The organism is Paenibacillus sp. FSL R5-0345, from assembly GCF_000758585.1.
Lineage (GTDB): Bacteria > Bacillota > Bacilli > Paenibacillales > Paenibacillaceae > Paenibacillus_AQ.
The window spans coordinates 2,390,470-2,403,658 of the sequence record NZ_CP009281.1; the positions used below are offsets into that span (position 1 = coordinate 2,390,470).

17 protein-coding genes are annotated in these 13,189 nt (G+C 45.1%); 14 read left to right on the forward strand and 3 right to left on the reverse strand.

The window, feature by feature from the left end; all coding sequences use genetic code 11:
• The first annotated feature begins 184 nt into the window (after positions 1 to 184).
• From rpmG to R50345_RS10235, 5 genes are all read left to right on the forward strand, one after another.
• Positions 185 to 334 (forward strand): 50S ribosomal protein L33, encoded by a 150-nt coding sequence (gene rpmG, locus R50345_RS30735; protein WP_076098468.1) that lies wholly within the window; start codon positions 185 to 187, stop codon positions 332 to 334.
• A gap of 50 nt (positions 335 to 384) precedes the next feature.
• A complete protein-coding gene (locus tag R50345_RS10220) occupies positions 385 to 1,593 on the forward strand; it encodes a GTP-binding protein (protein ID WP_042126241.1) in 1,209 nt (402 codons plus the stop codon).
• A 165-nt stretch (positions 1,594 to 1,758) separates the two neighbouring features.
• A complete protein-coding gene (locus R50345_RS10225; RefSeq protein ID WP_042126243.1) occupies positions 1,759 to 2,184 on the forward strand; it encodes a DUF6157 family protein in 426 nt (141 codons plus the stop codon).
• A 15-nt stretch (positions 2,185 to 2,199) separates the two neighbouring features.
• Complete coding sequence (locus R50345_RS10230) at positions 2,200 to 2,949, forward strand: GNAT family N-acetyltransferase (protein ID WP_042126245.1); 750 nt, start codon at positions 2,200 to 2,202, stop codon at positions 2,947 to 2,949.
• Between the two features lie 21 nt (positions 2,950 to 2,970).
• On the forward strand, positions 2,971 to 3,615 hold the full coding sequence (locus R50345_RS10235; RefSeq protein WP_042126247.1) for a class I SAM-dependent methyltransferase: 645 nt from the start codon (positions 2,971 to 2,973) through the stop codon (positions 3,613 to 3,615).
• Here the strand turns inward: R50345_RS10235 and R50345_RS10240 are convergent.
• Together R50345_RS10240 and R50345_RS10245 are read right to left on the reverse strand one after the other, a co-directional pair.
• Entirely contained in the window at positions 3,589 to 4,392 is an 804-nt protein-coding gene (locus R50345_RS10240; RefSeq protein ID WP_042126249.1) for an MBL fold metallo-hydrolase, read from the reverse strand. The genes R50345_RS10235 and R50345_RS10240 overlap by 27 nt on opposite strands.
• A gap of 148 nt (positions 4,393 to 4,540) precedes the next feature.
• Positions 4,541 to 5,125: a helix-turn-helix domain-containing protein gene (locus tag R50345_RS10245; RefSeq protein ID WP_042126251.1), complete on the reverse strand. Its 585-nt coding sequence runs from the start codon at positions 5,123 to 5,125 to the stop codon at positions 4,541 to 4,543.
• A 164-nt stretch (positions 5,126 to 5,289) separates the two neighbouring features.
• Here R50345_RS10245 and R50345_RS10250 point away from each other — a divergent pair, with 164 nt between their 5' ends.
• The 9 genes from R50345_RS10250 to R50345_RS10290 all read left to right on the forward strand — a co-directional run bounded on the left by R50345_RS10250 (position 5,290) and on the right by R50345_RS10290 (position 11,052).
• Positions 5,290 to 5,577 carry a Dabb family protein gene (locus R50345_RS10250; RefSeq protein ID WP_042126253.1) on the forward strand — a complete coding sequence of 96 codons (288 nt, stop codon included), beginning with the start codon at positions 5,290 to 5,292 and terminating at the stop codon, positions 5,575 to 5,577.
• Positions 5,578 to 5,787: 210 nt separating this feature from the next.
• A complete protein-coding gene (locus tag R50345_RS10255) occupies positions 5,788 to 6,228 on the forward strand; it encodes a DUF86 domain-containing protein (RefSeq protein ID WP_042126255.1) in 441 nt (146 codons plus the stop codon).
• A gap of 59 nt (positions 6,229 to 6,287) precedes the next feature.
• On the forward strand, positions 6,288 to 6,953 hold the full coding sequence (locus R50345_RS10260; RefSeq protein ID WP_042126257.1) for a helix-turn-helix transcriptional regulator: 666 nt from the start codon (positions 6,288 to 6,290) through the stop codon (positions 6,951 to 6,953).
• A gap of 100 nt (positions 6,954 to 7,053) precedes the next feature.
• A complete protein-coding gene (locus R50345_RS10265; protein WP_052414551.1) occupies positions 7,054 to 7,506 on the forward strand; it encodes a YtxH domain-containing protein in 453 nt (150 codons plus the stop codon).
• Between the two features lie 254 nt (positions 7,507 to 7,760).
• Positions 7,761 to 8,567, forward strand: coding sequence for a glutamate racemase (gene racE / locus R50345_RS10270; protein WP_042132046.1), 807 nt, complete (start codon positions 7,761 to 7,763; stop codon positions 8,565 to 8,567).
• Positions 8,568 to 8,772: 205 nt separating this feature from the next.
• Positions 8,773 to 9,981, forward strand: coding sequence for a M14 family metallopeptidase (locus R50345_RS10275; protein WP_042126259.1), 1,209 nt, complete (start codon positions 8,773 to 8,775; stop codon positions 9,979 to 9,981).
• A 110-nt stretch (positions 9,982 to 10,091) separates the two neighbouring features.
• On the forward strand, positions 10,092 to 10,343 hold the full coding sequence (locus tag R50345_RS10280; protein WP_042126261.1) for a hypothetical protein: 252 nt from the start codon (positions 10,092 to 10,094) through the stop codon (positions 10,341 to 10,343).
• Positions 10,344 to 10,468: 125 nt separating this feature from the next.
• Positions 10,469 to 10,771 carry a HesB/IscA family protein gene (locus R50345_RS10285; RefSeq protein WP_042126263.1) on the forward strand — a complete coding sequence of 101 codons (303 nt, stop codon included), beginning with the start codon at positions 10,469 to 10,471 and terminating at the stop codon, positions 10,769 to 10,771.
• 41 nt (positions 10,772 to 10,812) lie between these two features.
• A complete protein-coding gene (locus R50345_RS10290) occupies positions 10,813 to 11,052 on the forward strand; it encodes a YuzB family protein (RefSeq protein WP_042126265.1) in 240 nt (79 codons plus the stop codon).
• 88 nt (positions 11,053 to 11,140) lie between these two features.
• Here R50345_RS10290 and R50345_RS10295 read toward each other — a convergent pair whose 3' ends face one another.
• Complete coding sequence (locus R50345_RS10295) at positions 11,141 to 13,159, reverse strand: LTA synthase family protein (protein ID WP_042126267.1); 2,019 nt, start codon at positions 13,157 to 13,159, stop codon at positions 11,141 to 11,143.
• Positions 13,160 to 13,189: the final 30 nt, after the last annotated feature.

The window sequence follows — 13,189 nt, forward strand, 5'->3', positions numbered from 1 at the left end:
TTCTCCTGAAATTACAAGAATCATATTTTTATAATTCCATCTATACGTGATTTGTCCACCAGAAAGACCACAAAATTAAGAGAGTTGAAATATTTACAAGACGATAGTTGACAGACTGTGAATAAAACGTGTACGATGTGTTAAACGTAATTATTACGATTTAATTAATAAGGAGATGGAACCAATGAGAGTAATCATTACTTTAGCATGTACGGAGACAGGAGATCGCAACTATACCACTACCAAGAATAAGCGAAATCATCCAGGTCGTATGGAAATGAAGAAATATTGTCCACGCCTCAAAAGAGTTACCTTACACCGCGAAACCCGGTAAGTGCTATAAGTGCTAAATATAAATGCTAATCAATGATAGGAGTGATCTGAATGAAAAAAATCCCCGTTACTGTGCTAAGTGGTTACTTAGGCTCCGGTAAAACAACGTTGTTGAATCATGTCTTGCACAACCGAGAAGGCTTGAAAGTTGCTGTTATCGTGAACGATATGAGTGAAGTGAATGTGGATGCCAATCTGGTGAAGTCCGGAAACACGCTGTCCAGAACTGAAGAGAAATTAGTGGAGATGTCTAACGGTTGTATCTGCTGCACACTCCGCGATGATTTGATTGTTGAAGTGCAAAAGCTGGCTGCTGAGGGTAGGTTTGATTATATCCTGATTGAATCTTCTGGCATTAGTGAGCCTGTGCCGGTAGCCCAGACCTTTACCTATGCGAATCCCGAGCTGGATATCGATTTAACTACGCTTGCTCAATTAGACACGATGGTTACCGTTGTGGATGCGGGCCGATTCTGGCATGACTTTTCTTCTGGTGATAGTCTGATGGATCGCAGTCAAACGGCTGGCGAAGATGATTTTCGCGATATCGTGGATTTGCTTATAGATCAGATCGAAACTTGTGATGTGTTGCTGCTTAATAAATGTGATCTGCTGGAAGAAGAAGAGCTCAACAAGCTTGAAGCTGTGCTCCGTAAACTTCAGCCGACCGCCAAGCTGATCCGTACGGTTAACGGAGTGGTAGATCCGAAGGAGATTCTTAATACCGGACGGTTTGATTTTGAAAAAACAAGCTTATCTTCCGGTTGGATCACGGAGCTAAATAAGGAGTCTCATACACCTGAGACGGAGGAATACGGAATATCTTCATTCGTCTATCGCCGGAGAACACCATTCCATCCGCAAAGATTAAGCTTGTTCTTCAGTCATTGGCCGGAAGAGGTTGTTAGGGCGAAGGGGATTGTATGGGTTGCCGCAGAAGGTGATCTTGCAGCGAGTATCAGCCAGGCTGGACCCTCGATTCAGTTCGGACCTGCCGGCTACTGGCTGGCTACAATGCCTGAGGATCAGCAGCTGGAGGTATTGGAAAGCGAACCTGAAATGAAAGCCAAGTGGGACGAGCGGTGGGGCGATCGAATGAATGAAATCGTGTTTATTGGTGTGAGTATGGATCAGGCACAAATTGAAGCCAGATTGGACAGATGTTTACTGACACTTGAAGAGCTGAAGCAGGATTGGACCACCTTTCACAATCCGCTTCCGTGGCCGGTAGAGGAGCTCCTAGCAGCTACCGAGGAATAGAATCTAAGATGAGATAGCAGGTAGGAAATCCGGAGTCAGGAGATTTAGATTCCGGATTTTTGCTGTATAATTATAGTGAAATTTGTAAAATTCAGCTATGCTTATAATAGAACTATGAATTATCATAGAAGGAATATATTTCAATTAATAATAGAGGTGTTGCACATGAGTTATACAAACACTTTCATTCGGGTAGCAGAAGATTGTCCTGAGGAAACAGGAATCCCCCCGATGTCTTGTCGTACACTCCCGCCTGCTCATGTAATTCAGTATGAGCTGCTTATCAATGAACCCTATAAATACAATCATGAAGAGCTTCTGTACGAGGTTCATGTGCGGCATAAACAAATCCCACAGGAAGTACGAATGAACCGTAAGGAAGAAATATGGAATGAGCTATTTTCCAGAAAACATCCATGCCTGCGGGCCTCTTTACTTCCGAAACGTTTCGGTTGGGGAGTTCATTACAATTCAGATGGGAAAATAGCACTATACGGCAAGGAGTCACCTGAATACGACTATTTTACTTCGTATGGTGATGAAGCAGTGAAGCTGCTGCCAGCGATGCGTAATAAGCGGGAACGCGGTTAATAAGGAGGGGATAGCATGTATAAATCAATAGAGGAAATTACACTCAATACTTGGCCGGCAGAGCAGAGTGTTCTCCTAAACGGCTGGGTACTGCGAACGGCTGCAGGTTATACGAAAAGGGCCAATTCGGTCAATCCATTGTATAGTGCTGAGGGCTCTCTTACCGATCTTACAAACCAAATCAAGCTTGCTGAGCAGTACTATAAGGCTGCGGGATTAAAGCCTGTGTTTAAAATAACACCGTATATCCAGCCAGCGAACCTGGACGAGCTGCTAGCGGATCGCGGATACACAGTTGTTGAGCCATCCTCTGTAAGGCTTCTAGACCTAGAGGATTTAGCTACTCCTGATCATCGATATGAGGTACAAGTTCAGGAAAGCCTGACTGAAGAATGGCTAAATGTCTTCACGAAGCTCTCTGAGCTATCCATTGAGAATCGGAGCACATTAACTAGAATGTTATGTGCTTCGGTCTTGCAGCAGGGCTATGTTCTTTTGTATAAAAATGGTGTTCCTGCCGCTTGCGGTCTAGGTGTTATTCAGAACGGATACATAGGTCTCTTTGATATTATCACGGCTTCCGATCAGCGTAGACAAGGTATGGCGGAGCAATTGCTGCTTGCATTGCTTCACTGGGGCAAGACGCAGGGAGCGACAACCGCTTTTTTACAGGTTGTACAAGCGAATGCTGGTGCTTCGGTTTTGTATGACAAGCTCGGTTTTAAGGAAATATATCCATATTGGTATAGGGTGATGGGCGATTAAAGCAAAGCGAGGCGATGACGTATGTCCGAGTACTGGAACCGGCGGTTCGCTCAGGAAGGAATGATCTGGGGAAGTGAGCCAAGCCCTACGGCTATGGAGGCAAAGACGCTCTTTCGTAAGAATAATGTGAGGTCCGTACTTGTACCAGGAGCAGGCTATGGGCGGAATACGAAGGTGTTCTCCAGTGAATTTGAGACCATTGGTATTGAATTAAGCGGGGCCGCACTCGGGCTTGCGGTGGAGTGGGACCCCGCATGCTTTTTTATTTCCGGTTCCGTATTAGACTGCAATCTAGAGACGAAGGTAGATGCTATCTACTGCTATGACTTGTTGCATTTATTTCTTTATGAGGATCGTCGTAGGTTGCTTACAAATTGTCTGGAGCAATTGCACCCCGGAGGTCTGCTTTATTTCACTTCTTTTTCCGATGAGGATCCGAATTACGGCTGTGGTGCATGCTTGGAACCTGCGACCTATGAATATAAAAAAGGGAAGTTCGCTCATTTTTTTAGTGAAGCTGATTTAAAACAGCATTTTGAGCATATGGAAATTATCAAAACTGGCACCAATATCGAGACACTTAGAGACCCTCAGGGATCAACCCGTCAATATGTCCTAAGATCTATATTCGCAAGAAAATTACACGAACTTCCCTTGACCCGGTAGCGCCATTTCTTTGAAATTTTTGCATAAATGGGCTAGCTGAGTAGATAACTTCTCACCTTCCATAGGCACCCCGTGTCCAGAGAGAACGATATGAGGATTTAGGAGTGCAAGGGTTCGGACTGACTTTTCCGCGTCTTCCCAGTCCGTTGTGAAATAAGAGGGCGGGCCGTGTACAACCTGATGCTGTGTAGCCACTGCGAAAACGGACTCTTGTTTGACTGTAAGAAAGGTGTCACCAGCAATCAGAACCTTATCCTCTGGTCTGAATAGGGAAATATGGCCGGGACTATGACCGGGAGTATGGATCCATTTCCAGCCTTTTGCTCCAGGGACGGTTCTGTCTTCCGGCAACGGCTGTACGGCTGAACCAAGGTCGATGCCGCGATGTGAAAATAATGAGGACACCGTACTCATCAGTCCGCCGCCTACGGCAGGGTCCGCTGGAGGATAGTCCGCTTTACCTGTTAGATAAGGAAGCTCAAGAGGATGAGCATATACGGGTATATTCCATTCCTCAAGAAGCTTTTTTACGCCCCCGATATGGTCAAAATGTCCATGTGTCAGGATAATGGCGACTGGGGGCTTCTCGAACTTCTCTTTAGCAAATTCAATAATCCTATTTGCGTATGAGCTGAGTCCTGTATCTACAATGATCCAGTCCGAATGGGGCTGGCCGATGAATGCGCAATTTACGAACATGGTTCGTAGTCCGATGACACCGGGGGCCACGTCCCAAGTATCGGTGTAGCCTTCAGATAGTATTCCATCAAGTCTCATCTTACGCCTCCTGTTCCGTTCTAAAAATCTGAAGAAAGTTACCTAAACAATAGTATGACCCTTTTTCAAGAAAAAAATATGGCAAAAAACCCTTCTCCTAATTAAGGAAGAAGGGCTGGCGTTAAACTAATTAAGCGATAGGATCACATTAGAGCGTTCCGCAGTCTGCAAATAGAATATGGCGTGGAATCCGGAAGAAGGCTTCGGCTTTTTCCTGCAGAGCAGGAGTCGGCAGATGGCTGCTGTGCAACCATTTACGGAACGTTCCGGGATGAACCCCTATCCAAATACTTACATCGGTTACGGAAAAATCGTAAACCATACAAAGTCCGGTCAGAACCACATTGCTGCGCGGTGAACTGGTAATACTTCTTTTCATAAAGCGAGAAGGTGTTGGTTGACATACAATTGGACTTTGACGAATCAGTGTTTCATTAAACAAAATGTGGGGCGGGTACCCGAGCAGGCGGCAGGTCTTGTCAATGTTATTGTTGGAAGGGATACGACCTTCGTATACCCAGGCACTTACACTGCGAGAGGATATACCAAGATCTTCTGCGAGTCGTGAAAGTTTGATATCCTTAGCCATCAATACAGCAAGTAACACACGGTTTCTAATCTGGCTACGCTTTGGACGGCGGAATCTTTTTACACGAACGCCTTGTCCAAGATATTTGCGGTTGATCAGAGACCACGCCTGGATATTATGAGTTTCTTGTTGGTTACTAGGCATAATTCCTCCGATTTTTTAAAAATATACTACAACACTTTCCTGTACATCGGCAATGGTTAATGCTGCTATTTCTGTCATCACTTCTTAAGTTTCTTTCAGAACGCGTAAGCTTATGATATATTTTTAATATCTAATTACAATATTACAACAAGGAGCGAGATAGAATGATCAAGCATATAGTGTTTTTCAAATTGAAGGACCGGTCCGAAGAAAGCGTTGCGGCAACGGTAGCCGTACTGCGAAATATGGAAGGTAAAATCCCGCAGCTCCTTTCGATTGAAGTGGGTGCTGATATCATTCATTCTGATCGATCCTTTGATATTGCGCTTGTTACGGTGGTAGCTTCTCTAGATGATTTACAGGCTTATCAGGTTCATCCGGCGCACAAGGAAGTCATAGCTCATATTAATGAAGTGAAGGAACTTTCAATTGCTGTAGATTACGTAATTTAAGCGATAAACTGATTGAATAGCATCATCATTTTATACCGGAAGCGGTGACAGGAATGCGTGAGCTCGAGTATCCGATGGAAGCGTTAACTTATTTGGTCGTTTTTCTTGCGGCAAGTTTCATTATGTTCTTTTGGCTGAAACGCCGCGGCAAACGCGGTAAGTAGAGATAATGCAGATTTCTCTAACTATTTTTGACATGGGGGTATTACTGTGTATTATGTCAACCGCAAACAAATCGAAACCATTCTTGCTCAAATCCCAGATATAACCACGGGTCTTCGGACTGTAGCAGCTTCATGGGATGGCAACACTTTAACCGGACTAATACAAGAACGCTGCCTTCATCTGGCGATAGAGGTGGTCACGGACGTTGGTAGTTGTCTGATTGACGGTTTTATTATGCGTGATGCTGGAAGTTATGAGGATATCATTTCAATCATACATGAAGAAAAAGTGCTAGGTAAAAGTGAAATATACGAGAGATTGATAGAGCTTGTTGCGCTTCGTAAGCCGCTCGTGCAGGATTATTTTGCCTGGGAAAGAGAAGCTCTACATCCGCTCACTCCAATCCTTCCAGAGGTGCTAGAGAAATTTGCTGTTGAAGTAGGGAATTATTTGGATCAGGAACTAGGGTCCGGTGTAACGCTATAATAGCATAAGATAGAATCATATAAAATAGGCGATAGCCGTGAAAGAGAGGGGGTTCCTTTATGATGAAGATGGGGCAGGAAAATGGATCGACAAGGCACTTGATTATGACGCTCCTGAAAACGAAAGGACCACTGACCATCGGCGCGCTGGCAGAAGAGTTGGGAATTACAGAGATGGGTGTCCGTCGTCATGTGCTTCAGCTGGAGCAGGAGGGACTTGCTAAGACAAAAGTGGTTCGGCAAGCGATGGGGCGGCCTTTACATATGTACTCTTTAACAGAAAGGTCCGAAGACTATTTTCCAAAAAGCTATCACAATTTGGCTTTGGAGCTTCTGCGTGAATTGGATTATGGCAGTGGATTGGAAGCTGTAAATACATTATTTGAGGGACGCCGTCGGCGGATGCTCACCCAGTATGCACCGATGATGGAACGCCGGAATTTGGAAGAACGAGTAGCCGAGTTATCGTCGATCCAAAATGCCGGGGGATATATGGCGGAGTGGAACCGTGAAGAAGACGGTTCGTATGTCATAAGAGAATACAACTGCCCGATCCGCCAGGTGGCTACCCAGTATCGCAAAGCTTGTCAATGCGAACATAGCTTATTTGAGGAATTGCTGGATGCTAAAGTTACAAGAAGTGAATGTATGGCAGAAGGCGGACAATGCTGCCGATACGCTATTGCACCCAAAAATGTAACAGACAAAACTTCTGAAAAGTCGTAATAATTAGTCACAAGACAAACTCCTGCTGCTTATGATATAGCAGATATAGGCATTAGCCCGGTAGAGCGGGAAGCAATGAATTTAAAGGAGAGATGAAACGATGAAAAAGGACACTAAAGGTTTATTATGGGGAGCTTTAGTCGGAAGTGTGGTTGGATCGGTGACAGCACTTCTGTTCGCACCTAAGCCAGGAAAAGAGCTGCGCAAGGATATTGCGGAAGGAACAGCTGCTGGCATTGAAAAGGTACAGGGAATTGCCGTGCAGGCAGGTGACAAGAGCGTAGAGCTGTATGACAAAGCTAAAGATTCTATAGGCCATGTCGTACATGAGGTCCGCGAATGGAGCAAATCATGCTCTGGTGCTGTTGAAGAAGATACAGCTACTGTAGCTGTAAGTGGAGTTGCTACTGAAGAAACCATTCAAGAGGCTGCAGTCACTTTGGAAGAGGTCACGGAGTTAGAGGTATCGCCTGTAAGTGATGAAGCTGGCAGTGAAGAAGCTAGTCTTGAAGAAGCTCAGTCAGATGACAAGGACAATAACGAAATCGCATAATGAAACAGTGGATGGATTCTTTGGTTTTACGTTCAAAAAGTACTTATTCTCTTTTAATAGAGCCGCTTTTTCGCATTGGGCGGAAGGTGGCTTTTTTATTTCATTCTTATGGACCTGTGAAATGATGGAAAAAGTATTGGCTTGAACTAAGAGTACAAAAGGAGTATTATCTGCAATTGGGGCTGAAAGTCAGGTACATTTTGTTTTCGGCTTACATAAGCTACACAAAACAAGTAGAAGGAAGCGGTGTGTTCGTGCAGCAAGCTATCGCAATATTAGACTCAGGTGTGGGAGGGCTAACAGTTGTCAAAGAAGTGATGAGGCAACTCCCGCGGGAGAAGATCATTTATTTCGGAGACACGGCCCGAGCTCCGTACGGACCCCGTTCGACCGAGGAAGTAACACTGTTTACAGAACAAATAGTAGATTATTTGATCCAGTTTAATCCTAAAATGATTGTTATCGCTTGTAATACCGCAACAGCCGCGGCACTCGATTATATCTCAGCCAAGGTCTCGATCCCTGTCATTGGGGTGATTCATCCCGGAGCCCGTGCTGCAATTAGCGCGACCAAAAGCGGACATGTCGGCGTGATCGGTACAATTGGAACAATTAGCAGTGGGGCTTATACTAATGCACTGAAGCAGCTGTCTCCATTCGTTGAGGTTGTTAGTCAAGCCTGCCCAGCGCTTGTCCCGCTTGTAGAGCAAGGCATGTTCCGCTCAGAGAAAAGTTATGATATTGTAGAGCAGGCATTGGAAGGCATTAAAGATACTAACATCGATACTTTAATTTTAGGATGCACTCATTATCCATTTCTTGTTGAACCTATTGGAGAGACCATGGGACCGGGAGTCAAACTGATCAGTTCCGCAGATGAGACAGCTCGTGAGATCAGCACGATTTTATATGATAAAGGCAAGCTGTCTATCGGGGACGAAAGTCCAATTCATCAGTTCTTCTGCAGTGGTGATGCTGAAATGTTTCAGAGAATTGCCCGAGACTGGCTTGGAGAACAAATTAGACGTACCCCAGTAGTGTGGCAAGTATCCACGTTATAAGCAGAGCAATGTTGAATTGAATAGGGACAAACTCTACGGAGTGTAAGAAAAAAGGCTGGGAAGCACGTTTCCCAGCCTTTTTTCTTGTGATTCATTTCTCCTTCATGCAGGGGAGTGGCACTTGCATACAATAGAGTTAAGTGCTGTTTGCTGCTATTTTTGTATCTACCGTATCAGCAATTAAAGGCCGAGAGGATGAGACCTAATGCGACAATATATTGCAAGCAGGGGAGATACCGTAAGCCGAATTGCCGCCCTGCATGGATTAACCCCTGAGCATGTGATTCAAGGTAATCCATGGGTTGGGAGACAGTCTTATTTATATCCGGGTCAGGTTTTATTTCTGCCGTCTTCACCCCGTAAGAGATATGCGGTGCAAGAAGGGGACGATCTTGAACGAATAATCTCATTATTCCATGTGAGTTTAGATGATTTGGAGAAGCTTAATCCAGGTGTGACCTCAGGACGCTGCTGTACACCGGGAAAAGTGCTCGTCATTCCACCTCCGATTCCAGAGCGAGTGGTGTTCTTGCGTGGAGAGTACGGCCCGGTTGATGTTGAGAACGACATCAGCGGTCTGATTGCACAATATCCTTTTATACAAGCACATCCAATTGGCAACAGTGTGCTTGGCAAGCCAATTCATGTGCTTAAAATAGGTAATGGAAGCCGTCATCTGCATGTTAACGCGGCTCTGCATGCTAATGAATGGTTGACCTCGCCTTGCTTGATGTCGTTTATAGAAGAGTACGCAGCAGCTTATGCTAAAGGTTTGGCATGGAATGGTCATCGTCCAGAGGAATGGTACAATAACTGGACTCTATGGGCTGTTCCCATGGCTAACCCTGACGGCGTGGAATTAGTACAGGAAGGTGTTTTGCCAGGCCACCCGTATTATGCGGATCTTATGAAATGGAACGGGGGACGGCGTAGCTTCCGCCATTGGAAGGCCAATATACGCGGTGTGGATCTCGGGGATCAGTTCCCTGCCCATTGGGAAGAGGAACGGGAACGTCGGGGTGTATTCCTGCCCTCTCCGCGTGATTACAGTGGTCCTGAGGCGCTTAGTGAGCCTGAGGCAGCCGCACTGGCAATACTTGCTGAGGGAATGCCCGGAGAAGCTGCAGTGTCTTTGCATAGCCAAGGGGGAGAGATCTACTGGAATTACCGGGGATATGAGCCTCCCGAAAGCCGTGAACTAGCAGCACGGCTGGCCGCTGCGAGCAGCTATCGTGCAGTCGAATTAACGGGCAGCGATGCTGGATATAAGGATTGGTTCATCCAGACCTTCCGCAAACCTGGATTTACAGTAGAACTAGGGATCGGCAAAAATCCGTTACCACTGGCAGATTTTGAAGATATGGCACTAGAAACGGGACTAATTTTGGGAACGATACTATCCAATGTGAAATAATTATGAAACAATTACAGTAAACTTGCGTAAAATAAACCATAGGGTATGGCCGCTGTCGTCACTACACGTTATCCGCGGCTGTATCCTTTTTACTTGGGAGGAGGGCCACTATGAAACTGAAAAAACTGCTGTCACTGAAGCAATGGTCTGCCATCTTCAGTAGTTCCTGGCGATATGTAATCTCCCCTAAAGTCGCAGTTGGGGACAAGCTGTTATTCACAATTCCAGTGCTGCTCTATTGGGTGTTGCCAGATTTCATGCCGTTTTTACCGATCGATGATATTGGAGTTACAATGCTCCTGATGGGCTGGTTCGTATCACGGATGGGAAGGAAATACCCGGCACTTCAGGCCGGGAAATGAGGCAGTGAAGTGAGATTTACCTCGGATTGTGTATCTAATTTGTTAATATAGTTGCTTTTAGATATCAATTACCTTTAAAATAGGTAATTGAGTATTTAATTTAAGTACTAGGAGATGGATAATAGATGAAGGTCAAAATTACCCGCAATGCGGCTAAAGTGATAAAGAAACAAATGGAACTTGAAGGAAACAGCGAGTTGAAGCTTCGCGTAGCGATTACGCATGCTCACGGTGATCATGCTCACTACGGACTGGATTTGGACACGCCTAACGAGAATGATGTTGTAGTGTCGACAGATAAGGAAATCGATGTTATTCTTGATCCGAATCAACCGCTCCTTGATGGTGTGGTCGTTGATTATTTATATCTTCCTGAAGAAGGTTTTGTTATTACTAATCCGTCTAAAGGTAATCACGGCGATCACTAAGCGTTTCGCCTTAAATTTGGGACATAAAGAAGGGTTGCTCCATGGCTAACGATATACAAGTATGCGATGAATGTAATTTTATGAAATTGAAGAGTATCATACCCAAACTGCAAAAGATGGCGCCTGATGCAGAGATCAAGGTCGGCTGTAAGTCGTACTGTGGTCCATGTGGCAAACGGGCCTTTGTATATGTTAATGGTCGTTATGTGAGTGCTCCAACAGAGGAAGAAGTGTTGAAGAAGGTAGAAGCTTTTATCAAGCAACCGGCCGTTCAGAAATAATGCAGAGGTCTTATCCATCAACTTAAAAAGCCCTAAACCCGTGTTGATGACGGAGTTTAGGGCTTTTTTTAATTATAGATCAGAATTTTTATGGCGCGGTTTCTTCTTTTCGGAGCATTTTGATGCCATCGTATTTCATGATATCGTCTGAGATTTGCAGTCGTTGCTTGCTTGTCTCGAACCCTGTACTGCACCCCGCAGCATCAATAACTTCGCGGCTATCGAGGCTATAACAGGTACCCTTGTCGAATTGGCCATTTTCACTTGGGAGATAGGATCTCTTCGCATCGGCAAAGGCACCGGTTCGCAGTGTCACAAGTCGCTCTTTGCCGCTGAACAGATTATTACCCATAAGATAATAAGGATCTTGGGAGATCCCCAGCAGATGGAGTAAGGAAGGTGTGAGATCCAATTGACCCGCCGGATTAGAATCAACGACCGAGGCGTTAGTGCCCGGGAGATGAATGAGTAATGGAACTTGGTGCATGATTTGATGCATGTCGAGTTTACTTAGGCTTTTGCCAAGAAATCGCTCGTAATAAGAGGTCTCTTGGATGGAATTATCATGATCCCCATAAAAGGCAAGAATCGTATTATCCCACAACCCGCGTTGTTTCATATCACTTACTAATTGCCCTAAAGCTTCATCCGTATAGTGAACAGCCTGCAAATAATCACCGAAGATAGTCCCCTTAAACTCCCCAGTATCAAGCCCTTGCTTGTCCGCAGGGAGAGAATAAGGATGATGACTAGATAATGTAGTCAAAAAGGAGTAAAAGGGTTGCTGTATCGATTCTGCTGTATCCATCATATTCAGTGACTGCCTCAGGAACGATTTATCTCCCAATGACCAGCCTAGAGGCTCATCGATCTTGTAGTCTTTTTTACTATGAAAATGGTCATACCCCATCGCCTTATACATGATCTGTCGATTCCAGAAGCTTCCCTCATAGGCATGGAAGGCATTGGTGCTGTAGCCCTTTGACTTCAAAATGGCAGGCAGTGTGTCAAACTGGTGATCCGGGTAACGGACAAATACTGAGCCGGAGACCAGCGGATAGAGTGAACCATTAGAGGCGAAATCCGCATCGGAGGTTCGTCCTTGTGAGGTCTGATGATAGTAATTACTGAAGTAGGTGTTCTCTTTGATAAGCGCATTTAAATTAGGTGTGATCTCTTGTCCATTAATCGAACGTCCCACTACAAAATTCATAAAAGCTTCGGCTTGAATCACAATGATGTTGCTTCCGCTGTATTTTCCAAAGCTGTCGTTAAGTGCGCTTTGCTCAGCATTGTGTTCATTGAACCAGAGCTTCATGGAGCTGGCTTCCTCTTGTGGAAGCTCGGGCTGAGGGCCTAGATGATCTTTGGCATACAAGTAAATATCATAACCGTGAAATCCAATGAGTCCTGTAACGTTATACATCGCCAAGCTCCACCAGTTACCCGTGAACAAGCCCTTGGCCCAGGTAGTGGCATAAGAGTGGATAGGGCCAAAGGTCAGAATGCACCCCAGTACCAATGCGACGACACCGTTAGCGCTCCGTTTCAGTACTGTCATTAAGCGTGATGAAGTGCGGGAATGACTTGTACGAGCATAGTAGGAAGCCTGCCCATTGTTATAGGTATGGGTGATCCGGCGGAATAGTACTACGCAAAAGACGTAAACGAGAAACAGCAGCCAATCCGCGAATAAATAGAGATCAGAAGGACGGAGCAGTGCAAAGATACTCCCGCCGAGTGCATCCATCTGTCCGGCTTGAAACAGAACGGGAACGGTGATGAAATCTTGAAAGTATCGGTAGTAGACAATGTCAGAATAAATAAGTAATGTCAGGAGCAAGTTTATGATTATTAGGGCTATGGTTTGACCACGTCGGGGGAGCCATAGCACCCAAAATGACAATAGCATAACTGAACCAAGAGCAATCAGCTTATCGAGACGGTTCATATCAATATTTGGGGCATGCAGCCCGCTGTGAAGAAACATTAGCTTAGCGAGCATAATGCCAAGAAAAAGGATATAACCGATATAACGGGAGCGGACAATAGGGATGATTCTATCTGTTAAGGACGAACTGCTCCTCGTAAATGGATCTTGTGACACATTAAAGCCTCCTAACGCTGTAAATGAATA